At 57.9% G+C, this 25,408-nt stretch carries 26 protein-coding genes; 17 read left to right on the forward strand and 9 right to left on the reverse strand.

Annotated elements, in window-relative coordinates; all coding sequences use genetic code 11:
• Positions 1–19: 19 nt before the first annotated feature.
• The 4 genes from VL547_RS16060 to VL547_RS16075 all read left to right on the forward strand — a co-directional run bounded on the left by VL547_RS16060 (position 20) and on the right by VL547_RS16075 (position 4,419).
• Positions 20–175 carry a zinc ribbon domain-containing protein gene (locus tag VL547_RS16060; protein ID WP_325579718.1) on the forward strand — a complete coding sequence of 52 codons (156 nt, stop codon included), beginning with the start codon at positions 20–22 and terminating at the stop codon, positions 173–175.
• Positions 176–390: 215 nt separating this feature from the next.
• A complete protein-coding gene (locus VL547_RS16065) occupies positions 391–1,872 on the forward strand; it encodes a tetratricopeptide repeat protein (RefSeq protein WP_325579643.1) in 1,482 nt (493 codons plus the stop codon).
• Between the two features lie 36 nt (positions 1,873–1,908).
• Entirely contained in the window at positions 1,909–3,561 is a 1,653-nt protein-coding gene (recN, locus tag VL547_RS16070; RefSeq protein WP_325579645.1) for a DNA repair protein RecN, read from the forward strand.
• A gap of 42 nt (positions 3,562–3,603) precedes the next feature.
• Positions 3,604–4,419, forward strand: coding sequence for an enoyl-ACP reductase FabI (locus VL547_RS16075; RefSeq protein ID WP_325579647.1), 816 nt, complete (start codon positions 3,604–3,606; stop codon positions 4,417–4,419).
• 76 nt (positions 4,420–4,495) lie between these two features.
• Here VL547_RS16075 and VL547_RS16080 read toward each other — a convergent pair whose 3' ends face one another.
• Entirely contained in the window at positions 4,496–4,717 is a 222-nt protein-coding gene (locus VL547_RS16080; RefSeq protein ID WP_133992056.1) for a DUF2795 domain-containing protein, read from the reverse strand.
• Positions 4,718–4,830: 113 nt separating this feature from the next.
• Between VL547_RS16080 and VL547_RS16085 the strand changes: the two genes are divergently transcribed.
• On the forward strand, positions 4,831–5,511 hold the full coding sequence (locus tag VL547_RS16085; RefSeq protein WP_325579649.1) for an ABC transporter ATP-binding protein: 681 nt from the start codon (positions 4,831–4,833) through the stop codon (positions 5,509–5,511).
• Here VL547_RS16085 and VL547_RS16090 read toward each other — a convergent pair.
• From VL547_RS16090 to gatC, 3 genes are read right to left on the reverse strand one after another with little or no spacing between them, the layout of a single operon-like run.
• A complete protein-coding gene (locus tag VL547_RS16090) occupies positions 5,506–6,114 on the reverse strand; it encodes a cob(I)yrinic acid a,c-diamide adenosyltransferase (protein WP_325579651.1) in 609 nt (202 codons plus the stop codon). The genes VL547_RS16085 and VL547_RS16090 overlap by 6 nt on opposite strands.
• A gap of 2 nt (positions 6,115–6,116) precedes the next feature.
• Positions 6,117–6,821, reverse strand: coding sequence for an ABC transporter ATP-binding protein (locus tag VL547_RS16095; RefSeq protein ID WP_325579653.1), 705 nt, complete (start codon positions 6,819–6,821; stop codon positions 6,117–6,119).
• A 4-nt stretch (positions 6,822–6,825) separates the two neighbouring features.
• Complete coding sequence (gene gatC, locus VL547_RS16100; protein ID WP_325579655.1) at positions 6,826–7,116, reverse strand: Asp-tRNA(Asn)/Glu-tRNA(Gln) amidotransferase subunit GatC; 291 nt, start codon at positions 7,114–7,116, stop codon at positions 6,826–6,828.
• Between the two features lie 39 nt (positions 7,117–7,155).
• Between gatC and trpS the strand changes: the two genes are divergently transcribed.
• Positions 7,156–8,178, forward strand: a complete 1,023-nt coding sequence (trpS, locus tag VL547_RS16105) for a tryptophan--tRNA ligase (RefSeq protein ID WP_325579657.1) — start codon at positions 7,156–7,158, stop codon at positions 8,176–8,178.
• A 24-nt stretch (positions 8,179–8,202) separates the two neighbouring features.
• Positions 8,203–8,838 carry a deoxynucleoside kinase gene (locus VL547_RS16110; protein WP_325579659.1) on the forward strand — a complete coding sequence of 212 codons (636 nt, stop codon included), beginning with the start codon at positions 8,203–8,205 and terminating at the stop codon, positions 8,836–8,838.
• Positions 8,839–8,859: 21 nt separating this feature from the next.
• Here the strand turns inward: VL547_RS16110 and pckA are convergent, their stop codons facing one another.
• Positions 8,860–10,461 (reverse strand): phosphoenolpyruvate carboxykinase (ATP), encoded by a 1,602-nt coding sequence (pckA, locus tag VL547_RS16115; protein WP_325579661.1) that lies wholly within the window; start codon positions 10,459–10,461, stop codon positions 8,860–8,862.
• A gap of 209 nt (positions 10,462–10,670) precedes the next feature.
• Here pckA and VL547_RS16120 point away from each other — a divergent pair, with 209 nt between their 5' ends.
• From VL547_RS16120 to VL547_RS16150, 7 genes are all read left to right on the forward strand, one after another.
• A complete protein-coding gene (locus VL547_RS16120) occupies positions 10,671–11,957 on the forward strand; it encodes a Xaa-Pro aminopeptidase (protein WP_325579663.1) in 1,287 nt (428 codons plus the stop codon).
• A gap of 58 nt (positions 11,958–12,015) precedes the next feature.
• Positions 12,016–12,795 (forward strand): CDP-alcohol phosphatidyltransferase family protein, encoded by a 780-nt coding sequence (locus VL547_RS16125; protein ID WP_325579667.1) that lies wholly within the window; start codon positions 12,016–12,018, stop codon positions 12,793–12,795.
• 24 nt (positions 12,796–12,819) lie between these two features.
• On the forward strand, positions 12,820–13,071 hold the full coding sequence (gene purS, locus VL547_RS16130) for a phosphoribosylformylglycinamidine synthase subunit PurS (RefSeq protein ID WP_325579669.1): 252 nt from the start codon (positions 12,820–12,822) through the stop codon (positions 13,069–13,071).
• Between the two features lie 6 nt (positions 13,072–13,077).
• Complete coding sequence (rsmI, locus tag VL547_RS16135; RefSeq protein WP_325579671.1) at positions 13,078–13,743, forward strand: 16S rRNA (cytidine(1402)-2'-O)-methyltransferase; 666 nt, start codon at positions 13,078–13,080, stop codon at positions 13,741–13,743.
• Positions 13,744–13,824: 81 nt separating this feature from the next.
• Entirely contained in the window at positions 13,825–14,277 is a 453-nt protein-coding gene (locus VL547_RS16140) for a hypothetical protein (protein ID WP_325579673.1), read from the forward strand.
• Between the two features lie 104 nt (positions 14,278–14,381).
• Positions 14,382–16,355 carry a M1 family metallopeptidase gene (locus tag VL547_RS16145; protein WP_325579675.1) on the forward strand — a complete coding sequence of 658 codons (1,974 nt, stop codon included), beginning with the start codon at positions 14,382–14,384 and terminating at the stop codon, positions 16,353–16,355.
• Complete coding sequence (locus VL547_RS16150) at positions 16,346–17,767, forward strand: hypothetical protein (protein WP_325579677.1); 1,422 nt, start codon at positions 16,346–16,348, stop codon at positions 17,765–17,767. The genes VL547_RS16145 and VL547_RS16150 overlap by 10 nt, the downstream gene beginning before the upstream one ends.
• Here the strand turns inward: VL547_RS16150 and VL547_RS16155 are convergent.
• From VL547_RS16155 to VL547_RS16170, 4 genes are all read right to left on the reverse strand, one after another.
• Entirely contained in the window at positions 17,689–19,080 is a 1,392-nt protein-coding gene (locus VL547_RS16155) for an ammonium transporter (protein ID WP_325579679.1), read from the reverse strand. The two genes, VL547_RS16150 and VL547_RS16155, sit on opposite strands and share 79 nt — an antisense overlap.
• Positions 19,081–19,262: 182 nt before the next feature.
• Positions 19,263–19,910: a response regulator transcription factor gene (locus VL547_RS16160; protein ID WP_325579681.1), complete on the reverse strand. Its 648-nt coding sequence runs from the start codon at positions 19,908–19,910 to the stop codon at positions 19,263–19,265.
• An 86-nt stretch (positions 19,911–19,996) separates the two neighbouring features.
• Positions 19,997–20,647: a 16S rRNA (guanine(527)-N(7))-methyltransferase RsmG gene (rsmG, locus tag VL547_RS16165; RefSeq protein ID WP_325579683.1), complete on the reverse strand. Its 651-nt coding sequence runs from the start codon at positions 20,645–20,647 to the stop codon at positions 19,997–19,999.
• Positions 20,617–21,747: a glycosyltransferase gene (locus VL547_RS16170; protein ID WP_325579685.1), complete on the reverse strand. Its 1,131-nt coding sequence runs from the start codon at positions 21,745–21,747 to the stop codon at positions 20,617–20,619. The genes rsmG and VL547_RS16170 overlap by 31 nt, the downstream gene beginning before the upstream one ends.
• Positions 21,748–21,777: 30 nt before the next feature.
• Here VL547_RS16170 and tgt point away from each other — a divergent pair, with 30 nt between their 5' ends.
• Genes tgt through VL547_RS16185 form a run of 3 tightly spaced genes read left to right on the forward strand, consistent with a single transcriptional unit; the run spans position 21,778 to position 25,406 of the window.
• The gene (tgt, locus tag VL547_RS16175; RefSeq protein WP_325579687.1) at positions 21,778–22,914 is read left to right on the forward strand and encodes a tRNA guanosine(34) transglycosylase Tgt; all 1,137 of its coding nucleotides are present in this window, start codon (positions 21,778–21,780) and stop codon (positions 22,912–22,914) included.
• A 32-nt stretch (positions 22,915–22,946) separates the two neighbouring features.
• Positions 22,947–24,038 carry an LptF/LptG family permease gene (locus VL547_RS16180; RefSeq protein ID WP_325579689.1) on the forward strand — a complete coding sequence of 364 codons (1,092 nt, stop codon included), beginning with the start codon at positions 22,947–22,949 and terminating at the stop codon, positions 24,036–24,038.
• 42 nt (positions 24,039–24,080) lie between these two features.
• Positions 24,081–25,406, forward strand: coding sequence for a citrate (Si)-synthase, eukaryotic (locus VL547_RS16185; RefSeq protein WP_325579691.1), 1,326 nt, complete (start codon positions 24,081–24,083; stop codon positions 25,404–25,406).
• The last annotated feature ends 2 nt before the right edge of the window (positions 25,407–25,408 follow it).

A 25,408-nucleotide genomic window follows, 5' to 3' on the forward strand; every position in this document is an offset into this window, starting at 1 on the left:
CCGCAACGGTCTGGCCGTCGTGCCCATCGTCCGCGATGCCTGCGGCGGTTGTTTCAATGCCATCCCCCCCCAGCGCCAGAGCGACATCAAGCAGCGCAAAAAAATCATCGTTTGCGAGAACTGCGGACGCATCCTGGTGGATCAGGAGCTCACCGACACGATCGAAATCAAATAGCTTCACAGCCGGCCCTTCAGCCGGCTTTTTTTATGCGCTATATCCTCGCTTTGCTCTTGCTCTCGCCCGGCGCGGTATTCGCGCAGGGAGCTGGATCATCGGGTATGCCGTGTTGTTGTTCGCCGCTTTAGGGTATCTTTGTTTCCGGCTGATCAGAAAGTCGCGTCGATAAACGCCTGTACGACGCCCATTTTGGACCGAATCGAAGAGCCCGTATGCGCATATTGCTGACTGTTATCCTGACCGTCCTAACCTATTCCCTGCAAGCGCAGAAGGTATTCGACTTCAACGCCTCCTGCCAGGAGGCCTATCATGACATCCTTTCGCTCAAGATCGACGCCGGTCAGCGGTTGCTGGACGCGGAAAAGCGCGCGCATCCGGACAACCTGATCCCCTATTTCCTGGAGAACTACGTGGATTTCCTGGTCCTGTTCATCAACGAGGACCCGGCCGAGTACGACCGCCGTTCCGCGCACAAGGACCAGCGGCTCGACCTGATGGCCGAGGGGCCCACGAGCTCGCCGTTCTATGGGTTTACGCGGGCCATCATCAACTTCCAGTGGGCGGCCGTGGAAATGAAATACGGTGGCAACATGAGCGCGGGCTGGGCCGGGCGCAAGTCGTTTATCGCCATCCGGGACAACAAGAACGCCTTCCCGGATTTCGCGCCCAACCGGATGATCTACGGCGCGATGAAGACGGTCCTGGGGGCGGTCCCGGACAACTACAAGTGGTTTACCAACCTGTTGGGTATGAAAGGCTCGGTAAAGGACGGGATGGCAATGGTCGGCGACTTTATCAACGACAACGACACCTGGGCGAAGGTCTTCCGGGACGAGGGGATATTTTACTACGCCTACCTGAAGTTTTACATCCTCAACCAGCGGGACGAGGTTTTCAGGTTCATCGAGGAACGCCATCTGGATACGGTCAACAACCTGCTGTTTGCGTATATGGTCGCCAACCTGGCCCTCAACGACCAGCGGGCCGACATCGCCGAGCCGATCATACGCGGACGCAACATGTCTTCCGAATACCTGTCCACGCCGATATGGGATATGGAAATGGGCTGCGCCCGTTTGTATCACCGCGAGAGGGACGCGAACGTATACCTGGAACGCTACCTGGCCAATTTCAAGGGGCGGTTCTACGTAAAGGATATCCTGGAGAAATTGAGCTGGCATTACTACCTGGAAGGGAACATGGCGATGGCCGAACGCTATCGCAGGCAGGTCATCAGCCGCGGTACCGCGCATACCGAGGCCGACAAGAACGCGCTCCGGGACGCCCAGTCCGGGGCCTGGCCGAACAAGATGCTGCTGGAAGCGCGGTTGCTGAGCGACGGGGGGTATCACAAGGAGGCGCTGCAGGTGCTTTCGGGTAAGGGCTCCTCGGACTTCGCAACCGACGTGGACAAGCTGGAGTTCTCGTATCGCCTTGGCCGTATCTACGACGACCTGGGCCGCCCGGACGACGCCATCCGCGCCTACCTGGTCGCGATCAAGCTGGGGGAGCACCGGCAGGAGTATTTTGCCGCCCGGGCCGCCTGGCAGATCGGGTATATCTACGAACGGCGGGGCAACAAGAACATGGCCCTCGCTTTCTACCAGCGTTGTATCGACATGCCCGACCACGAGTACAAGAATTCGCTCGATCAACGCGCAAAAGCGGGGATCGCGCGGTGCAACGGATCATAGCGCAGAGCGCGCCAATTTTCCCTACTTTTACCACTCATGTTAGCCCAGCTGCATATACAGAATTACGCGATCATCGACGACCTTACCATCGACTTCGGAAAGGGTTTGAACATCATCACCGGCGAGACCGGCGCGGGCAAGTCCATCCTCATGGGCGCCCTCGGGCTGATCCTCGGGGATAGGGCCGATTCGGCCGTACTGGTCGAGAAGGACAAGAAGTGCGTCATCGAGGGGGTGTTCTCGACAAAAATCGCCGCCGTGGCGCGGTTCCTCGAGGGAAACGACCTCGATCAGCAAGACCAGCTCCTGGTCCGCCGGGAGATCACCGCCGCGGGCAAATCGAGGGCCTTTATCAACGATACTCCGGCGCCCATCAGCCAGCTACAGGAGCTGGCAGCTATGCTGGTGGACCTCCACCAGCAATTCGATACGCTGGAGCTGGGCAAGGCCGAATTCCAGCGTGAAGTAGTCGACGCCCTGGCCCAGACCGGTCCGATGCTGCAGCAATACCAGCAGGAATACCGCCAGGCGCAGGCCGCGGGGCAAAAGGCGACAGCCCTCAGGGCGCAGGCGGAATCCCTGGCCAAGGAGGGCGATTACAACCGCTTCCTCCTGGAGGAGCTGTCCGACGCGGCTTTTCGGGAACAGGAAGTGGAGGATATGGAGGCCGAGCTGAAACTGCTGGAGAACTCCGAGGGGATCAAAAGCGCCCTGACAAGCGTCACCTATGCGCTCTCCGATGGGGAACAACCGATGGTCCGGCAGTTGAAAAGCCTGCTCCACCAGCTCCAGGGATATACGGGTCTGCTCCAGGGTTTGCCGCAGCTGGTGGAGCGGTTGAACAGCGTCCAGATCGAGCTGCAGGACGTCGCCGCGGAGCTGGAAGCGCTCCACGAGCAGGTGAACTACGACCCGGAGCGGGCCACCGCCCTCCAGGAACGGCTGTCCCTGGGTTACCGGCTCTTCAAGAAACACGGCGTCAGGGATACCGATGCCCTGCTCCGTTTGCAGGCCGGGATCGCGGCCAAGCTCGAAGGGGTGGTCCACCTGGACGAGCAGATCGCTGAACTAGAGCGCCTCCAGGAAAAACATACCAGGGCGGCGACCACGCTGGCGGCCGATCTTTCCACGCGCCGGAAAGCTGTCCTGGGGAGCCTGGAACAAAATATCAATGCGATACTGATCCGCGTGGGCATGCCCAATGCGCGGTTGAAGGTGCAGTGCAAGGACGGCCCCCTGGGCCCCTACGGCGCGGATTATATAGAATTCCTCTTTGACGCTAATAAGAGCAACCGTTTCGAGCCCATCCGGAAGGTGGCCAGCGGTGGTGAACTGAGCCGGTTGATGCTGGCGATCAAGTCCCAGGTCGCCGGGAGCATGCAGATGCCTACCCTGATCTTCGACGAAATCGACACCGGCATCAGCGGCGAAGCCGCCCGGCAGGTGGGGATCATCATGAAGGAGCTGGGGGCGGCCCACCAGGTGATCTGTATCACCCACCAGCCACAGATCGCCGCCAAGGCGGACGCGCACTATTTCGTCTACAAAACGGAAGAGGGCGACAGGATCCGAACGCGTATCCGCCAGCTGAAGGAAAAAGAGAGGGTCGAGGCCATCGCCCGGATGCTCAGCGGCGAACAATTCAGCGACGGAACGCTCAAAGTCGCCCGGGAAATGATCTTGAATTGAGGGGGATCATTATCTTTGGGCGGAACGATAACCCAACTTACTATGGCATACAATCTACTTAAGGGAAAGAAAGGGATCATATTCGGCGCATTGGACGAAAAATCGATGGCCTGGAAAGCGGCCGTGCGGTGCTACGAGGAAGGGGCTCAGATTGTCCTGACCAACGCGCCGGTGGCGATGCGGATGGGGGAAATCAAAAAGCTGGCGGAAGCCTGCGGTAACGCCCCCGTTATCGGCGCAGACGTCACCAGCCAGGAAGACATCGACAAGCTGTTTACCCAGTCCATGGAGCATTTCGGGGGCCCGGTCGACTTCATCCTGCACTCGGTAGGCATGAGCGTCAACATGCGCAAGGGAAACCCCTACACCGACCTGAACTATGCCTTCACCGAAAAGACCTACGACATTTCCGCGCTTTCCCTGCACCGGGTGCTGCAGACGGCCTACAAGATGGACGCCATCGCCGAATGGGGCAGCGTCGTAGCGCTGACGTATATCGCCGCCCAGCGCGTGTTCCCCGACTACAGCGAAATGGCAGACGCCAAGTCGCTGCTGGAGAGCATCGCCCGCAGCTTCGGGTATCACTACGCCCGGAAGAAAAAGGTGCGCATCAATACCGTATCCCAGTCGCCCACCCGGACCACCGCCGGCAGCGGCGTCAAAGGCTTCGACGGTTTTATCACCTACGCGGAAAAGATGAGCCCGTTGGGGAATGCGACCGCCGACGACTGCGCGAACTACGTGGTGACGCTGTTCAGCGATCTCACGCGTATGGTGACGATGCAGAACCTGTTCCACGATGGGGGGTTCTCCTTCACGGGTGTGAGCGCCGAGGTCATCGAGCAAATGGAGAAGTAAGGCGGCCTGCTCAAATAACAAAGCCGTCCCATGTGTCAGTACACCGGGACGGCTTTTTATATGCGCGTCAGCGCCGTCAGTATTCGTCTTCGTTAAAAAAGAAGTCTTCCTGGCTGGGATAGTCGGGCCAAATGTCTTCTACGCCTTCATAGATTTCTCCCTCGTCGTCCAGCTCCTGCAGGTTCTCCACCACTTCGATGGGGGCGCCGCTACGGATGGCGTAATCGATCAGCTCGTCTTTTGTTGCAGGCCAAGGTGCGTCTTCCAGATAGGATGCTAATTCTAATGTCCAGAACATAGATTTCGCCTTTTAAAATTTTTGGCAAATGTAAAGTTTAAAGTGAGATTTGCAACACCCCCTTTTTATTGGCCGCAAATATTGTACATTTTTTTACTATTTTTCCCCATTTTATGCTGAGCGCCCGTGGTATCGTAAAGAGTTTTGGTAACCTGACCGTCCTTAAAGGGGTTGATCTGGAGGTACGTACAGGGGAAATCGTTAGTATCGTAGGCTCTTCGGGGGCGGGGAAAAGTACCTTACTGCACATCCTGGGTACCCTGGACCTGCCCGACCGCGGGGAAATCCGGTTTGGCGGCGTCGACGGGAAACAGTTTTCGGGTTCACCGGTCCAGGTTGACCAATTGCGGCCCAAAGCCCTGGCGCACTTCCGGAACGAGCGCATCGGCTTCGTATTCCAGTTCCACCACCTCCTCCCGGAATTTTCCGCCCTCGAAAACGTATGTATCCCCGGATGGCTTGCCGGTAAAAAGAAAAAGGCGGTAGAGCAGCGCGCCCTGGAGCTCCTGGATATTTTAGGCCTGGCGGACCGCGCGGACAACAAGCCCCACACCCTTTCCGGGGGCGAAGCCCAACGCGTGGCCGTCGCCCGCGCCCTGATCAACCAGCCGTCCGTGGTTTTTGCGGATGAGCCCACGGGGAATCTGGACTCGACCCACGCCCGCGAACTACACAATCTTTTTCTCCAGCTACGCGACCGCTTCCAACAGACGTTCGTGATCGTCACGCACAACGAGGAGCTCGCGCGGATGAGCGACCGGACCGTCCACATGAAGGATGGGTTGGTGTTATAGACGGGGTTTCCAGATAACTTCGGGGATACCCCACTGGTGTGCCGTAAAGGAGGCCAGCACAAACAGGTAGTCGCTTAATCGATTCAGATACTCCAATACCAGCGGCTCCACGAATTCCCCGTTCTCCATCAGCAATACCACGCTCCTTTCCGCCCTGCGGCAGACGCAGCGCGCGACGTGGAGGGATGATATCGCCGGCTGCCCTCCCGGGAGGACGAAGCCCTTGAACGGGGGGAGAACCGCCGTCATTTCGTCCATAGCCTGCTCGAGCAGCTGTACATCGGAGGCATGGAGATCGGGGATCTGTAGTTTCGACTCGTTTTCGGGGTCGCAGGCCAGGGAGGAACCGACGGTGAAGAGGCGGTCCTGGATTTCGCGGAGCAGGGGCGCCGCCGGGGGCTCCGTTTTGCCGCCGGTGGCGGCGTCGTGTCCGGCCGCTTTGGGCCCCGCTGCCAGCAGGTCGCCGACCAACCCGATGTGCGCATTCAATTCATCCACGTTGCCGTAGGCTTCGATGCGCGCGTGCGCCTTGGATACCTTCGTGCCGCCGATGAGGCTGGTGGAGCCTTTGTCGCCGGTTTTCGTATAAATACGGATAGCCATGGCTAGCTCAGGACTTTTTCGACCCGCGTGACTCGGTCGTTCTCGATCAAACCGTCGCGGAGCCGCACGATCCGGTGCGCATACCCCGCGATGTCTTCTTCGTGGGTGACGAGCACGACGGTGTTACCCTGGGAGTGGATCCGGGTAAAGATGTCCATGATCTCGACCGACGTCTTGGTGTCGAGGTTGCCGGTGGGCTCGTCGGCCAGGATGATTGCCGGGTCGTTGATCAGGGCCCTCGCGATGGCCACCCGCTGGCACTGGCCGCCGGATAATTCGTTGGGTTTGTGGTGACTGCGATCTGCCAGGCCGACGCGCTCGAGCATCGTCATGGCGCGCTCGTTCCTATCCTTGCGTGAAATACCCGCGTATACCAGCGGGAGGGCGACGTTCTCTACGGCGGTCCGGCCCGCCATGAGGTTGAATTGCTGGAAGACAAAACCGATTTCGTGGTTACGCACGGTCGCCAGGTCGTCGTCTGCCATTTTACTGACGTCTTGTCCGTTGAGGACATACAGGCCGGATGTGGGACTGTCCAGGCAACCCAGGATATTCATCAGGGTGCTTTTACCGGAACCGGAAGGTCCCATCAGCGCCACGTATTCGTTTTTTTGGATGTCCAGGTCGATCCCTTTGAGCACGGGCAGTTCCTGACGGCCGAGGAAATAGCTCTTGCGCAGGGATTCGATATGGATGATACCGGGCATTTGGTTATTTTTTTATGACTTTCGGCACCAGGAAGAACGTTTCGTCATGGTCCGGTGCATTTTCCAGCGCTTCCCGGCGGGAAACCGATCCCCTGACCTCGTCTTCCCTCAGGTTATTGACGACGTCGCTCATGTGCAGGAGCGGGGGCGTCCCGGTCGTATCCAGCTCGGAAAGCTTTTCCACGAAACGGATCATGCGCTCCAGGTCCTTTTTTATCGAGGCCTTCTCCGACCGGGGGAAATCCAGCCGGGCCAGGTGGGCGATCTTGTCAACCAATGCGTCGGTTACGTCCATAGGGTAAAAATAGTCTTTTCTACAGTATCTTCGCCGCCTATGTCAAAGGGGTCAACACGCGAAATCGTCGTCAGCGGGATCCGGTCCACCGGCATCCTGCACCTGGGAAATTATTTCGGCGCCATGCGCAACTACGTGCGTATGCAGGACGATTATAACTGCTTTTTCTTTATCGCCGACTGGCACTCCCTGACCACCCACCCGGATACCCGGGAGCTATCGGAGAGCGTTCACCGGGTGCTCGCCGAATACCTCGCCTGCGGCCTCGACCCGAAAAAGGTGACCCTGTACGTCCAGAGCGACATCCCCGAGATCGCAGAGCTCTACCTGCTGCTGAATATGCTCGCCTATAAAGGTGAATTGGAAAAAACGGCATCCTTCAAGGACAAGGTCCGTAATCAACCGGACAACGTCAATGCGGGGTTGCTCACCTATCCCGTCCTGATGGCATCGGACATCCTCGTCCACCGCGCCGTCAAGGTGCCCGTCGGAAAGGACCAGGAGCAGCACCTGGAGGTAGCGCGGAACTTCGCCCACCGTTTCAACCACCGGTATGGGTTGGAGGTTTTCCCCGAACCATACGCCTTCAACTTCGGACAAGACCTGCTCAAGGTCCCCAGCCTGGATGGCGCCGGAAAGATGAGCAAGAGCGAAAACCAGATGGCTACGCTCTACCTCGGCGACGACGACGACGTGATCCGCAAAAAGGTCATGAAGGCCAAGACCGATAACGGTCCCACCGAGCCCAACACACCTATGCCGGACTACATCGAGAACCTGTTCCTGCTGATGCGGCTAGTGTCGGACAATGCCACTTTGCTGCATTTCACCGATGCTTACAATAACGCGTCCATCCGCTACGGGGACATGAAAAAAGCCCTGGCGGAAGACATGATCCGCTTCATCGCCCCCATCCGGGAATCGGCCCGGGAGCTGGAAAAAAACAAGGGGTACCTCCACCAGGTCATGAAAGAAGGCGCTGACAAAGCCAGGGCCAGCGCCTCGGCTACCCTTCTGGAAGTTCGCAAGGCGATGGGGATGATGTATTCGTTTTTACCTTAACTTACCAAGTCATTGTTCATCCATATGGCCAAACCAAAGAAGCCAAAACATATTGCCGTAGCCGGAAACATCGGCGCTGGAAAGACCACCCTGACCGAGATGTTGAGCAAGCACTACCGGTGGATTCCGCAATTCGAAGACGTCGACCACAACCCCTACCTCTACGATTTTTACGAAGACATGCCCCGCTGGAGCTTCAACCTCCAGATATACTTCCTGAACGGCCGCCTCAACCAGCTCCTCGACATCCAGCGCGGTTCCGAGACCGTCATCCAGGACCGCACGATCTACGAGGACGCCTACATCTTCGCGCCCAACCTCCACGAGATGGGGCTGATGGACCAGCGCGACTTCCAAAACTACCAGACCTTTTTCGAGACCCTCAAGAGCATGGTGGGCGCGCCCGACCTGCTCATCTACCTGAAGGCTTCCGTCCCCACGCTCGTCGCCCAGATCCAGAAGCGCGGCAGGGAATACGAGGAGAACATCCGCCTCGACTACCTCAAGCGCCTCAACGAATACTACAACAAATGGATCGACTCCTATAAGGAAGGGCCGCTACTTGTCATCAATATAGACGACAACAAATTCCCCGAGAATGAGGAGCACCTGGGGGACATCATCGGGAAGATCGACGCGATGCTGTTTGGGTTATTTTAGATTTTCCATGTCTGCGAAGGCTCACAGCTGCGGCCCCGCCGCGCGGATTTCCGGGGTTACGCCGTCGGCGTATTTCCCGAAGTTGGCAATAAAGAGCGCCGCCAGGCGCGTCGCTTGTTCGTCATAGGCCGCCACGGACTTCCAGGTATCGCGCGGATTCAATAATGCGTTGGGGACGCCCGGACACTTTTGAGGGACGTCCATGCCAAAGAGCGGGTGGGCGTTATACTCCACGGTGTCGAGCGCGCCGGAGAGCGCGGCCTTGATCATGGCGCGGGTAAAGTGCAGGGGCATGCGTTCGCCCGTGCCGTAGGCGCCGCCGGTCCAGCCGGTGTTGACCAGCCATACGCGTGCGCGCGTGCGTTTGAGGCGTTCGCCGAGCATGGCCGCGTAACGGGCCGGGTGGAGCGGGAGGAAGGGCGCGCCAAAACAGGCGCTGAATGTCGTTTTTGGTTCGGTGATCCCGGTTTCGGTACCGGCGATCTTAGCGGTATAGCCGCTGATGAAGTGGTACATGGCTTGCCCTGGGCTCAAACGCGAGATGGGCGGCAGCACCCCAAAGGCATCGCAGGTCAGGAAGAATATGTGCCGGGGCTCGGTTGCGCTGGAGCCCTCGAAGGTATTTTCGATGTATTGCAGGGGGTAGGAGACCCGGGTATTTTCGGTAATGGATTTGTCGGCGAAGTTGATCTCGCGGGTGCCGGGATGGCAAACCGTGTTTTCGACCAGGGCGCCGTCCCGGATCGCGTGGTAGATGTCGGGTTCCTTCGATTCGCTCAGATCGATGCATTTGGCGTAACAGCCCCCCTCGAAGTTAAATATCGAACGGTCGGTCCAGCCGTGCTCGTCGTCCCCAATCAGCCGGCGGGCGGGATCGGTGGAAAGGGTCGTCTTGCCGGTGCCGCTGAGCCCGAAGAAAATAGCCGTATCCCCGGACTCGCCCACATTGGCGCTACAGTGCATGGACAGCACGTTCCGCTCGACAGGGAGGAGATAATTGAGGATGGTGAAAACACCCTTTTTGATCTCCCCCGTATAGGCGGTGCCGCCTATGAGGATGCAGCGCCGGTTAAAGCTGATCAGGGCGAAATTCCCCTGGCGGGTTCCGTCTTTTGCGGGGTCGGCGGTAAAATGAGGCGCGTGCAGGATATGCCAGTCGGGCTCGAAGGCATCCAGCTCCGCCACCCCCGGCCGGCCGAACATATTGTAGCAGAAAAGACTGGCGGAAGGTTGTTCGGTGATAACACGGATGTTAAGGCGGTAGTCGGGGTCGGCGCAGGCGTAGGCGTCCCTGACCCACACATCGCGCTCGTTCAGATAGCGCATCACCTTATCGTACAGACCGTCGAATATGGCTTGGGTAGTCGGTTGGTTGAAGTCGTTCCAGTGGACGTTTTTTTCCGTCAGGGCGTCCCGGACGATAAACTTGTCCCTGGGCGACCGCCCGGTGAAGGCGCCGGTGTCGATCAGGAGCGCCCCGGTGCTCCCCACCTTCCCTTCCCCGCGGAGCAGGGTGGCTTCTACCAGTTCATCCGGAGACAATTGGTAGTGTACGCGGTGGGCGTGCAACAGCCCCATCTGCCGGGCGCGGGCCGGGGAAATCGTTAAAGTGGAGATAGCCATATATTCGCTCGCTTCGTTTAGGGGTGAACGACAAAACTAGCGATTAAAAATTTTCAAAAAGAATGGTCGAAATTTGGGCTGTTTTAAGATTTTTTGAAAACAAACGATTGTTTTTTTACGATTTTTAAAAAATCTCCCAGAATATGAACGATCGTTAGTGTAGGGCGTGCTTTGTTGAACGCCCGTTAAATCTTTATTTTTGGTGCCTTATGAAGTACTTACCGTTGGACCCCCAGCTTTTCCGGCTGAACCGGGAGCGTTTTGTCAAAGACATGAAGCCTTCCTCCATCGCCGTTTTTGTAAGCAATGACGAATGGCCCTCCAACGGCGACGCGTTACTTCCCTTCAAGCAGAACAGTGACCTTTACTGGTTGACCGGTATCGTCCAGGAGGACACCCTGCTCATTCTTTTCCCCGACAATCCGGACCCCAAATACCGGGAAGTCCTGGTCCTGGTCCGTCCGAACGAGCTCAAGGAAAAATGGGATGGCCACCGCCTTCGCCGGGATGAGGCTACCGCTATCTCGGGTATCGACACCATCGTCTGGCTGGATACGCTCGACCCCCTGCTCCAGACCTGGACACACCTGGCCGACAACATATACCTCGATTCCAACGAAAACGACAGGAAATCGAGCCCAATCGCCACCCGGGAGTATCGCTTCATCGAAACGATGCGGCAGCAGTATCCCCTCCACAACTTTATGCGGTCGGCCAGGATCCTGCGCGATCTTCGGGCGGTCAAGACACCCCAGGAAATCGAGGTGGTGCAAAAAGCGATCGATATAACCGACCAGGCCTTCCGGCGGTTGCTTGGGTTTATACGCCCGGGCGTCATGGAGTACGAGATCGAGGCCGAAATCCTGCACGAATTTTTACGTTCCAGGGCCTCCGGTCCGGCATATAGTAGTATCATTGCCTCCGGGGACAGGGCCCGCACGCTGCACTATGTATTCAACAACCAGGAATGCAGGGACGGGGAACTGATCCTGATGGACTTCGGCGCGGAATATGGGGGCTTCAACGCGGACCTGACGCGGACCGTGCCGGTCAACGGCAAGTTTACGCCGCGCCAGAAGGAAGTCTACAACGGTTGTCTGCACCTCCATATGTTTTGCAAGTCGATCCTCAAACCGGGGATCACCCTGGTGGACTACACCAGCCAGGTGGGGGACGAAGCGACCAGGGTGTTTTTGAAGCTGGGCCTGCTGACGGAAGGGGACGTGAAAAACGAGGACAAAGACAACCGGGCCTACCGGAAGTACCTGTACCACGGCATATCCCATCACCTGGGTGTGGACGTGCACGACCTGGGTACCAAGACCGGGCCGCTCGAGGAGGGGATGCTCCTGACCGTGGAGCCCGGTATTTATATAGAGGAGGAGCACATGGGGGTGCGTATCGAGAATAATGTGTGGTTGACGAAGGACGGGAACGTCGACTTGATGAAGCGCATCCCGATCACCGTCGAAGAAATAGAGGCCCTCATGGCATAGACGCGCCGCGGTGCCACAAGACGCGCCACAGGCGCGCCTCCAGAAGCAAACTTGACGCATGAAACAGATCCCGAATATCGTTACCTTATTGAACCTGGCCTTTGGCTGCGTGGCCATCGTATGTATCCTGCAACCGGGGGAAAACATCGCCGTCCTGGACACCGACAGCTTCCTCCACATCACCCTGCCGGAGCGCATCGTGTGGGGCTCGGTGTTTATCGGGTGCGCGGCGCTCGTCGACTTCCTCGACGGGTTTGTCGCCCGGTTGCTCAGGGTGGATTCCCCCATGGGCAAACAGCTGGATTCGCTGGCGGACGTGGTCAGTTTTGGCGTAGCCCCCGGCGCGATCCTATACCAGTTGCTGCGCATGAGCTATCTCCGGGAGGCGTCGGCGTTCGATACGTCCCTGTGGGCCTTTGCTCCCATCCTCCTCTTCCCGTGCGCCGCGGCGTACCGCCTGGGGAAGTTCAACGTCGATGCCCGCCAGACCTATGGCTTCCTCGGCGTACCTACGCCCCCGGCCGCTTTGCTGGTGGCGGCGCTCCCGCTGATCCAACACTTCGACCAGTTCGGGCTCGCCCCGATCGTCGTGAATAAATGGGTGCTCTACGCGCTCACCCTGATCCTGAGCGGGCTCATGATTTCGGATATCCCGATGCTGAGCCTGAAGTTCCGGACGCTCGCCTTCAAGGACAACTGGACCAAGTGGCTGCTGGCCGCGCTAGCCGTACTGGCGGCCATTTTTATCCAATGGGTGGCGGTGCCGGTGGTGTTCGCGGTCTATGTGATTTTATCGCTTGTAGTAGGGAAGCGCCAAAACGAGCACCAAAACGCTTAACTTTGGGGCGCAAAAAATCTCGGAATGATCTATAACATCCAAATCAAGGTAATGCCGCTGAAAGAGCTCCTGGACCCCCAGGGCAAAGCGGTGCTGGGCGGGCTGCAGAACCTCGGGTTGTCACAGGTGCTGGACGTGCGCATCGGCAAACATATTACCTTGCAGCTGGACGCGGCCTCCGAAAAGGAAGCCCGGGACCAGGCGGAACAGGCTTGTAAAAAATTACTCGCAAACCCCGTGATGGAGTTTTACGAGATCGGGTTGATAGGACAATAAGATATAGTGTTGTACCTCGTCCCATCTCCCATCGGGAACCTCCAGGACATGACCTATCGGGCGGTGGAGGTGCTCCGGCAGGCGGACCTGCTGCTGGCGGAAGACACGCGGACATCATCACGGCTGCTACAGCACTACCAGATCACCAAGCCCGTCACCCCCTATCACCAGCACAACGAGCACAAGGTCGTCCATCACCTGGTCGACCAATTGAAAGCCGGCAAAATCATGGCCCTGCTCACTGACGCCGGCACCCCGGGCGTGTCGGACCCCGCTTTCCTGCTGGTGCGGGAATGCATCCGCGCGGAAGTACGGGTGGAGTGCCTGCCGGGGGCCACGGCCTTCGTCCCCGCCCTGGTCGACAGCGGGCTGCCGATGCACCGGTTTGCCTTCGAAGGTTTTCTGCCGCCCAAAAAGGGACGGCATACCATGCTGACACAGCTGGCGGAGGAAGAACGGACGATCGTTTTTTACGAATCCCCGCTCCGGCTCGTCAAGACGCTGGAGGAGCTGGCGACATACTTTGGCCAGGAGCGCCCGTGCTGCGTCAGCCGCGAATTGACCAAGATGTTCGAAGAGAATAAACGGGGCACGCTGGCCGAAGTCGCGGCCTATTTTAAAGAGAAGGGCGTTAAGGGCGAGATCGTCGTTGTCGTGGGCGGAAAACAATAATGTTAATTCACCGGCGTTCATAAGGGCAACCAGCCGACTTGGCGCGACAATTGTTTAAACGGACACATAATGTACTATCGTATGCAAAAATTCATAGCCTTGTTGTTGATTTGCCCGGCTTTTATGCTGGGTCAGGCTAAAGCCCAGTTCAGGAAGATCCCCGGAGAGGTGACCGACGCCTTCCGGAAACAATACCCCAACGCAAACGGCGCCTCCTGGACCGACAAACTATCCTATTTCCAGGTAGACTTCAAGCTCGACAGCGGCGGGTACCTGGCCAAATACGACAAGACCGGCGCCTGGAAGGGGTCGGAACGCACCATCAACGCCGACCAGCTTCCCGCCCAGGTAAAGGACGGATATGACAAAAGTATCTACACCGATACCTGGAAGGCGGAGGAGTACAAGGTGATGTATTCCCCGGGTAACAAGATGTGGTACCGTATCCTCGTCAAAAAGGGGGGCATCCAGCGGAAATACCTCTACTTTAATGAGAGCGGTAAAATGACGGACGGGCCGCCGGCCACGAAGTAAGCGCCGGAAGGCGTCGCCGCGGACTGCGGCCGTTCAAGGAAATTTGGGGCCGTGAGGCCCTATTTTTTTTATTTTCGCACCCATTGTCCCCTTAAATCCTCGTCATGAACAAATTGGGTCTTTGTTGCTTGCTCTTCCTGCTGGGTTCTTCCGTTGTCGTGCTGGGCCAACCCGACCGTTGGCAACAACGGGTGAAATATACCATGCACGTCAACATGGATGTGACCACCAACCGTTTTACGGGCAAGCAGTTGCTGGAGTATACCAATAACTCGCCCGATACGCTTACCCAGGTGTTTTACCACCTCTACTGGAACGCCTTCCAGCCTGGAAGCGAAATGGACGTCCGGAGCCGGGAATTGGGTAAGATCGTGCTTGGCGAGGACAGGAAGGGCAACCCCATCCGCGACTGGGACAGCCGGGTGCGCGACAGGATCGAGCACCTGACCGATGAGGAGATCGGCTACCAGAAGGTCCTCAGCCTTTCGATGAACGACCGGCCCCAATCCTATAAGGTGCAGGGGACGATTCTGGTCGTGACCCTGGACAAGCCGATCCTACCGCATGCCAAGGCCATTTTCAATATGTCCTTCGAGGCCCAGGTTCCAATGCAAATACGTCGTAGCGGGCGCGACAACGTTGATGGCGTTCGCTATTCCATGAGCCAGTGGTACCCCAAGATGTGTGAATACGACTACGAAGGCTGGCACCCCACGCTCTATATCGCGCGCGAATTCTATGGGGTATGGGGCGACTACGACGTGGACATCACCATCGACCGGCATTATGTGCTGGGCGGAACGGGGTATCTCGAAAACGCGCAACAGATAGGCTATGGCTACGAAGCCCCGGGGACAAAGGCGGTGCGGCCCGACGGTCCCAACCTGACCTGGAGATTCCACGCGCCGGAGGTGCATGACTTTATGTGGGCCGCCGACCCGGATTACGTCCACCTGGTGCGGAAAGTGTCGGGTGGCCGGACGATCAACGTCCTCTATAAAAAGAATGTGGACCTGCTGACAAAGGCCTTTAACAACCTCCCGGACTCGACCAGGGCCAAATACGAAATGAACCCCCAGAAGTACATCGACGAGAACGATCGCCGCTGGACCCTGGTGGCCGACGCGGCGGTGCAGGTGCTGCCGTATATCGAAAAGCGTTTCGGTCCCTATCCCTGGAAGCAATATTCCTTTATCCAGGGCGGCGACGGAGGTATGGAATACCCCATGAGCACTCTGCTCGTGGGACCCTCGCTGGGCGGCGCCTTCCACGAATGGATGCACAGCTGGTACCAGGGCATGCTTGCCACTAATGAGGGGATGTATCCCTGGATGGACGAAGGTTTTACGACCTACGCCGAGGGGGAGGTGACGGGATGGTACAGGGCGCAGACCAGCAAGGACGCGCCAACAAGCCTGCCCGTGAACCAGTCGGCCTCGTATCGGTCGTATTTCCAGCTCACCAAGAGCCAGTACGCCGAGCCGCTGACTACCCACGCGGATCACTACAACACCAACTACGCCTACAGCGTTTCGTCCTATTCCAAGGGCGCCATGTTCCTCTGCCAGCTCGGCTATATCATCGGCGATTCCCTCCGGGACCGGACGCTGCACGAATACTACCGGCTATGGCGTTTCAAGCACCCCAACGCGGGCGACTTCGTTCGGGTAGCCGAGAACGTTAGTCATGTGAAGCTCGACTGGTACAAGGAATACTGGTTATCCACGACCAAGACGATCGACTATGGCATCGACAGCCTTTGGGAAGACAACGGCAAGACCAACATCCGGTTGAAGCGCGTCGGGCAGATGCCCATGCCGGTCGACCTGCAGCTGACCTTCCAGGACGGCACGACCGAAACGCTGTATATGCCGCTGGACATGATGTTCGGGTCCAAACCCCCGGAACCGGGCGAAGGCGTCCGCACGACCTTCGACCCCTGGCCGTGGACAAATCCGACCTACACGGTCCAGACCGCGCACCGCCTCCGGGAAATAACCCGGGCAGAAATTGATCCCACGCAACGGATGGCAGACGTTGACCGTAGGAACAATGTACTGGAGTTGAAGTGGCAATAAAAAACCCATCCTGGATACCCTGGTTACTGGCCGGGGTATCCGCTTTCGTCGTTTTTATCCACCTGGCCCTGCCCGCACCGGGCGTGGACGCCGGGTTACATCTGTATGGGTCTTATCTGCTCACCAAGGGGTTGTTGCCCTATACCCATCTTTGGAACAACAAGCCCTTCCTGATCTATGTCATAGGCCTGGCGGGCTTCGCGTTTCGCGACAACCCCTTCCTGGGGGAGCGGGTCCTGGAATTGGGTGTCCTTATCCTCGACTGCTGGCTGCTCTTCGATGCGGTGCGCGCCTTGTCGTTGCGGCGGCCGCTGTGGTACGTAATGCTCTTCCTGGTGCTTTACCTGCTCTGCTGGGACCAGGGCTTCCTGACCGAAACCTTCGTGCTGCCCTTGACGCTCTGGTACGCCCGCGCCTATGCGCGGAAGAGCCGTCACCGGGTCTGGATCGGCGCGGCCGCGCTGCTGCTGGCGAGTCTGTTAAAGCAGAACGGGGCGGTGGTGATCGCGGGGATCGTCGTCCTGGATGTGTGGGGTGCGCCGTTACGGCTGGCGCGTTATGCGGGCATATTGGTCGCCGGCCTGGGGCTCACGTGGCTGCTGCTGCACACCCTGGGTCTGGAACGCGACTTTATCGACCAGGTTTTCCTCTATAACTCCGAACACGCCCAGCGCCCGGGACCGTGGCGGTGGATCCGCGTACAGCTGCGGGAGAACAGTTTCCTGTCTTACCGCGGGCTGTCCTTGCAACTGCTGCTGGATGCCTGGATGCTGGTATTGATCGTACGGCGTCTGCGCGGCGGAGCGGTGTCAAAGCTCCTGGCGGCCTGCGCCGCTATTTACCTGCTGGCCTATCCGCTGGTATACCTTTCGGGTAAGACGTATGCACACTATTTTATCCTGTTGCTCATACCAGTCACGGTCGTATTGGGCGACCTGGTCGAACGATATATAGCCGGCCGGTTGGCGCTCCTGGGTATGCTGGCCTGGGCAATCTTTGGCGCCGTGGGGGCGATCCCGGGTAACCGGGCCATATATCGCGACATGCGGGTGGTCGCCCAACAGATCCGCGCCACCACGGCACCCACGCAAACCATCGACCTGGCGGGGTTTGGAAACCAATATGTGTATGTGCTGTCCGACCGCTTGTGTAACACGCGTTTCCTGTTGCCCTTATTGGAGAATACGGGTTATTCGGCCACCTACCGGTATATCCTCGACACCGATTTTACCCGGCATCCGCCGGCGGTCATCCTCCTCAATAAAAATAATTACCGGGGCCTGGACCCCGGTAATTACTATACGCAACTGATAAACGCCCGTCTACCGGACTATCAGTGGTTGATGGAGAACGAATCGTTCATGGTTTTCTCGGCAAAAGTCCCGTTGGAGTCCACCAGCAGGGTTCCCTGAACATATTTCTCGCCGTGCTGGGACTCGTCCAGTCCCACCATTTCTTCCTGCTTGGTAACGCGGAGCGGGGAGAGGACATTGATCAGCTTGAAGATGCCATAGGACACCGAGAAGCTGTATCCTACCACGATACCCAGGCCCTTGAGCTGGGAGAGGAATAAGGTCGTATCGCCGTACCAAAGACCGTTGGCGCCGCCGGGGTTGAGGACCTTGCTGGCAAAGACGCCCGTCAGGATCATCCCGACCATGCCACCCAAGCCATGACAGGGGAAAACATCCAGCGTATCGTCCACGCCCGTCTTGGACTTCCAGTGGGCGGCGATGTTGGAGACCAGCGCCGCCACCAGACCGATCATCAGGCTTTGGGGGACGCCCACATAACCGGCGGCGGGGGTAATGGCCACCAGCCCGACAACCGCGCCTATACAGAAACCCAGGGCGGAGGGCTTTTTACCGCGGACCACGTCGAAGAGCACCCAGGCCACACCGGCGGCCGCTGCCGCGGTATTGGTGGCGGCAAAGGCGCCAACCGCCAGGTCGCCCGCCGCCAGGGCGGAACCGGCATTGAAGCCAAACCAGCCAAACCACAGCAAACCCGTACCGAGGATGACGTAAGGAATATTGGCGGGATGGGTCGACTCGGACTGCCGGGGTTTTAAGACCAGGGCGCCCGCGAGCGCGGCGCAACCGGCGGAGATGTGTACCACGGTCCCGCCGGCAAAGTCCAGCACGCCCATTTTGTACAGGAAGCCATCCGGGTGCCAGGTCCAGTGCGCGATGGGTGCGTAGACCAGGAGACTGAACAAGGCGGTAAATAAGATATAGGCATTAAAACGGATGCGTTCGGCGACGGCGCCCACGACCAGGGCGGGGGTGATGATGGCGAACTTGAGCTGAAATAACGCGAACAGCATCAGGGGGATGGTACCCGCGGCTACCCAGGGCGCGCCGGAATTAACCCCGGAGAAAAAGGGGTAGGTGAATGGGTTCCCGATAAAACCGCCGATGCTTTTGCCAAAGGCCAGGCTAAAGCCGACTGCCACCCAGATCACGCTGATGATACCCGTTGCAATAAAACTCTTGATCATGGTGGACAGCACGTTCCGCCGGTTGACCATGCCTCCGTAGAAAAAGGCCAGCCCGGGGGTCATCAAAAAGACCAGTGCTGTGGCTACAAGAACCCACGTAATATCCGCCCCGTTATAGACAGACGACCCTTTAAAGTTGGACAGGGTAGGAGCAAAAAGGCCCGCTACACAGACGATGACCAGCACGGCAAACGGCGCGAACCGCTTAAAAAGGGAGGTTTCCATAACAAAGCAATTAAATTATTTTAGTATATATTATCCTTATGCAATTTTACTAAAAATGGGTTATATGTATGATATGGATCATGCATATTATTAAATGCAATGTGTAAGATATTAGGAAAAAAAGAAACCCCTCCATTAGAATTTATCTAAGGAGGGGCCATTGTCCGTAGTTTAAGCAAGGCCTAACGGCCAAAAAACTTGTTGATAGCCTCGACACGATTGTTTACGTGGAGCTTCTCGTATATGTGATATACGTGTTTGCGAACGGTTTCGGGGCTGATAAATAACGACACGGAAATTTCCTTATATATCATACCCTTGGCGAGCATCTCGAGGATTTCCATTTCCCGTTTGGAAAGGGAATCGAGGCGGTCGCTTTCTTCGGTGATGGCGCCGACCTTGTTCTGGTCCTGGAAGGCCCTTACGACCTTACGGGCGATCTGGCTGCTCATGGGCGAACCGCCCTGGTGTAGTTCCCGGATGGCTTCCAGGAGCTTGTCGGGTGTGGTTTTCTTTAACACATAGCCGCTGGCGCCCGCCCTCAGGGCTTCAAAAATCTTGGCGTCGTCCTCATAAACGGTACACATCATAAACAGGATTTCCGGATGTCTCCGTTTCAGGACGCGCACGCACTCGATGCCGTCCACGCCACCCAGGTGGATGTCCATTAGTACGACCTGCGGGGCGGTCAGCGGAATGCCCACCAGTGCATCCTCACCCGAGCTGTATGACCCTGCCCACTCCAATCCGGAAGATAGCTGCAGGATCTGCTCGAGAGCCTGCCGGATATCCCGGTTGTCTTCAACAATACAAACACGGATCGGCATCATGGGGCAAAGCTGCGGATTTTTACGGGGAATCGCAATACCGCAAAGTGGGTATGTCCGGACATAGCGGCGTCATGCCCCCGCGGATTTTAGCGCGGGACGTAAACCATGAACTTTTCGTGGAACCAGGATTCCTTAAAGAGTTGTTCGAGTTCCCAAATGTGTGGGCGTAAACCACTTGCAGCAATCTCAGTGGTCAGGTCTCCACCCTTTAGACAGACCAGGCCGTTCTTGTGGGGGGCGCCGGGGAGGTGGTTGTTGCGCAGCAGCGGCCTGGACCAGGCCCAAAGGTCGGCCAGGGGCGCGACGGCGCGGCTGACGACGAAGTCGAAAACGTTCTTGGGGAGGGTTTCGGCGCGGGCGTGGTAGGTTTTGACATTCGTGAGCCCCAGCGCTTCGACGGCTTCGTTTACGACGCGGATCTTTTTGCCGATGCTGTCGATCAGGTGAAACGTGGCGCCGGGGAAGAAGATCGCCAGGGGGATGCCGGGAAAACCGCCGCCGGTGCCGATGTCGACGACCTGGGCGCCGGCAGGGAAGTCGAATTCGGTGGCGATAGCCAGGGAGTGCAGGACGTGACGCTCGTAGAGGCTGTCGATGTCCTTGCGGGAGATCACGTTGATCTTTTCGTTCCACTCCCGGTAGACCGCGTCCAGCGCCGCCCATTGTTCCGTTTGGCGGGGCGTGAAGTCACCGAAATAGCTTTGTATTATTTCCACCTGGCGGCCGGGCGTTTCCATAATGCGGGGGCAAAAATGATGTAATACATGAATTGCCAAAGGTCGAGCAAAGGGAACCACCAAAACAAATCTTTTTCCATGAGCTTTCGCATGCTCCCGTAGTAAACGACGGCCTGGACCACGAACCGGAGACCGAAGGCGCCCCAGACGTACCAGGACAAGGGCTCGGGCGTTATCAGGATGTTGAGCGCCAGCAGGGGATACAGGAGGAAATGGGAGCCGGTGTATAAACCCAGCAGGAATTTGTGTATGGGTTTGTAATACTTGCTGGTCGTATAGTGGCGTTGCTTCTGACGCATCCATTCTCCCCACGTGGCTTTCGGCGGCGAATAGACGAAGCTGGACGCGTCCAGCGTGATCCGGGTGTTCCGTGCGTTGGCGACGGCGTTGATAAAGAGGTCGTCGTCCCCGCTCGGGATCTGGTTGTGACCGGCAAAACCCTTGTTCCGGAAGAACAGGTCCTTTTTGTAGGACAGGTTGCGGCCGACCCCCATATAAGGCATACCCGCGCACGCATAAGAAAAATATTGCAGGGCCGTATGAAAGGTTTCGAAACGGATGATCCGGTTGAGGACCCCGGGTTTCTTTTCGTAGGGGCCATAGCCCAGCACGACTTCGGTCCCCGGCTGGTAGGCGCTTTGCACGCTCCTGATCCATTCCGGGGTCGCGGGCGTGCAGTCGGCGTCGGTCAGGACCAGGGTGTCGTATTTGGCCGTCTTGATCCCGACGGACAAGGGGAATTTTTTGCCGACGATGAGCTTGGCCTCCTGCACCAGCTCCACCGGTTTGAGCCGCGGATATTCGCTGGTGAACCGGTCCAGGACGAACTTCGTATCGTCAAAGGAATTGTCGTTGATGACGAGTATCTCGTGGGCGGCGGGGTAGTCCTGCCGCAGAACGGAGGGCAGCCGTTCAGTAAGGTTTTTGGACTCATCCCGGGCGCAGATGATGACGGAGACGGGATCGGGATTGACGGCAGGGGCCGCGGGTTGTTGCTTGTAAAACGCCAGTCTGGTAAAGAAAAAAAGATAATAGAAAACCTGTACGGCAGCGATGAAGCAAAAGAGGTAAAAGGCACAGAGGGGGATTATTGGATGCATAACTGTACAAAAATACAGAACTTTACATATATGGAGTTGACATTCATTCATGAAGGGACGGATCGGACGACGGCAGCCCGGGCGGGCAGGATTACAACGGACCACGGGGTCATCGAGACCCCCATATTTATGCCCGTGGGCACGGTAGGCAGCGTAAAGGCCGTTACCCAGCAGCAACTGCGCGAAGACGTCCGGGCGCAGATCATCCTTGGCAATACCTACCATTTATACCTGCGGCCGGGGACGGACGTGCTTTCCCAGGCGGGCGGCCTGCACCGCTTCAACGGCTGGGACCGGCCCATACTTACCGACAGTGGCGGATACCAGGTTTTTTCCCTGGCGGAAAACCGGAAGATCACCGAGGAAGGGGTAGTGTTTCAAAGCCACATCGACGGCAGCCGCCACCTGTTCACCCCCGAGAACGTCATGGACACCCAGCGCCGCATCGGCGCCGACATCATCATGGCTTTCGATGAGTGCCCGCCCTATCCCGCCGAATACCGGTATGTCCGCCAGTCCATGGACCTGACCCACCGCTGGCTGGACCGCTGTATCCGCCGCCTGGCGGAGACTTCCGATGCCTACGGCTACACGCAAAACCTCTTCCCCATCGTCCAGGGCGGCGCCTTCGCCGACCTCCGGCAGGCCTCCAGCGAGTACATCGCCTCCCGGGGCGCCGCCGGCAACGCCATCGGCGGCCTTAGCGTAGGCGAGCCCGAAGAAACGATGTACGAGATGTGCGCCCTCTGTTGCTCCATCCTCCCCGACGACCGCCCCCGTTACCTCATGGGCGTCGGTACCCCCTGGAATATCCTCGAGTGCATCGCCCTCGGCATCGACATGTTCGACTGCGTCATGCCCACCCGCAATGGCCGCAACGGCATGCTCTTCACGACCGCCGGTATCATCAACATCCGGAACAAGAAATGGGCGACCGACTTCTCCCCCGTGGACCCCGGGTTGGCCTCGTCTGCCCTGGCCGGTTATTCCAAGGCCTACCTCAGGCATCTCTTCGTCGCCAATGAAATCCTCGGTTTGACGCTCGCGTCTTTGCAAAACTTAACTTTTTATTTACACCTCGTCCGCGAAGCCCGCGCGCACATCATAGCCGGTGACTTCGGCCCGTGGAAGGAGGCGCTCATCCCCACGCTGAAGCAGCGCCTGTGAAACCGGGCGGAATGCCCTAATTTTGACAGCGGATGAAGAAACTCGACTGGTATATCTTGAGGAAATTCCTCAGCACGTTCTTCTTTGCCATCCTGCTGTTCACGCTCATCAGCGTCGTCGTGGACATCAGCGAAAAGACGGACGACTTTGTGAAGTCCGGTTTGAACTTACGGCAGATCATCATGCAGTATTATATAGGGTTCGTACCCTATATCATCGCATTCCTGTTCCCGCTGTTCGTGTTCCTGGCGGTGATCTTCTTCGCCTCGAAGATGGCGGCGCGAACGGAGGTGATCGCGATCCTGAGCGCGGGGGTCAGCTTTCGGCGCTACCTGCGGGCCTTCGTGGTCGGGGGCGTTTTCCTGGGGTTATTGTTGTGGTGGGCGGACCGGATCGTCGTGCCAAAGGCCAACCAGATCCGGACGGACTTCCAGGCAAAATACGTGGACAACGACCCGTACAACCCGTCACAGGCCCAGCTGAACCGGATCCACTTCCGGATAGACCCACAGACCTACGCGGGGATGGCGTACTACGATACGCTCCGCAAAACGGGTTCCCAATTCTTCATGTACCGTCTCGGGGATTCGAACAAGCTCACGTACAACCTGAGGGCCGAAGCCATATCCTGGGATACGTCCGTCAAAAAGTGGCGGCTGGATAACCTCGTCGAGCGGAAGATCGACGGACTGCGGGAGACGGTGGTGATGGAGGGACAGCGGAAGGTGAACCTGAACGTCACGCCCTCGGAGTTGAACAACGACTTTTATATACAGGACAAGCTGACCACGCCCGAGCTGGACGTGTATATCAAGCGCGAGAAGCTGAGGGGCGCCGAAGGCGTCAACACCCTCGAAGTGGAGCGCTACCGCAGGGACGCGACGCCGGTCGCGGTTTTCCTGCTGACCATGATCGGGGCCGTAATCGCCAGCCGGAAGATCCGGGGCGGCAGCGGGGTGCACCTGGCCCTGGGGATATTGATCAGCGCGGTATATATCATTAGCAACCAGTTTTCGACGGTTTTTTCCACAAAGGGCAACCTGCCGCCATTCTGGGCGGCGTGGATACCCAATTTCTTTTTTGCTATTGTTGCGTGGTACTTGTACAGGCGAGCCCCCAAATAGCGTAACTTTAGCCATCCAAAAACCTCTTAAAACAGATTATACATGGCCACAGTCAAAGAAAGGTTCAAGGAAGTAGCAGAGAAGGCGAACGCGGACACCAAGGAATTGATCAAGGAGCACGGCGGTAAAAAGATCGGAGAAGTGACCCTGGCCCAGATATACCAGGGGATGCGGGGGATGACCGGTTTGGTCAGCGAAACCTCCCTCCTGGACCCCAACGAAGGGATTCGGTTCCGTGGATATTCCATCCCGGAGCTGCAACAAAAGCTCCCCCACGCCCCCGGGGGAAAAGAGCCCCTGCCGGAGGGGCTGTTTCATTTGATGCTGATCGGTGAATTGCCGACGGATGAGGACGTGACGATCGTCAGCAATGCCTGGGCCCGCCGGTCCCACGTACCGACGCACGTCTTCGCCACCATCGACGCCCTGCCCGTCACGTCGCACCCTATGACGCAGTTCGTCGCGGGGATTATGGCGCTCCAGACCGAAAGCAATTTCGCCAAGGCCTATGCCAAGGGCATCAATAAAAAGGACTACTGGGAATACGTGCTGGACGACTCGATGGACCTGATCGCCCGCCTGCCCCGGATCGCCGCATACATTTACCGCCGCAAATACAAGAATGGAAACCACATCGAACCCAACGGCCTCCTGGACTGGGCGGGTAACCTGGCGCATATGCTCGGTTACGAAGACGAGGGCTTCAAGGAGCTGATGCGGCTGTACATGACGATCCACGCCGATCACGAAGGCGGGAACGTCTCCGCGCATACCGTCCACCTGGTGGGTTCCGCCCTGAGCGATCCCTACCTGAGCTTTGCCGCCGGGATGAATGGCCTGGCCGGTCCCCTCCACGGCCTGGCCAACCAGGAAGTGATCAAATGGATCATGGATATGCGTAGCGAGCTGGGCGTGGACCTGCCCTCCAAGGAGCAGATCGATGCCTATGTGCGCAAAACCCTGAATGAAGGAAAGGTAGTCCCGGGCTATGGTCACGCGGTGCTCCGCAAAACCGACCCCCGTTTTACCGCGCAGATGGAGTTCGCCAAAAAGCATATGCCGGACGACCACCTTGTCAACACGGTCTGGAACATATACGATACGGTACCCGGCATCCTCAAGGAGCTGGGTAAGGTCAAGAACCCCTGGCCAAACGTCGACGCCCATAGCGGCGCCCTGCTGGTACATTACGGCCTGGTGGAATACGAATTCTATACCGTGCTCTTCGGCGTGAGCCGTGCGCTGGGCGTGCTTGCCAGCCTTTGCTGGGACAGGGCGCTGAACTTCCCGCTCGAGCGGCCCAAGTCGGTGACGACGGACTCCGTCCACAAGTGGTTGAACGGGGAAGGCGAAATTTGGGGCGAATAAAA

Source organism: Dinghuibacter sp. (assembly GCF_035492835.1).
GTDB lineage: Bacteria > Bacteroidota > Bacteroidia > Chitinophagales > Chitinophagaceae > Dinghuibacter.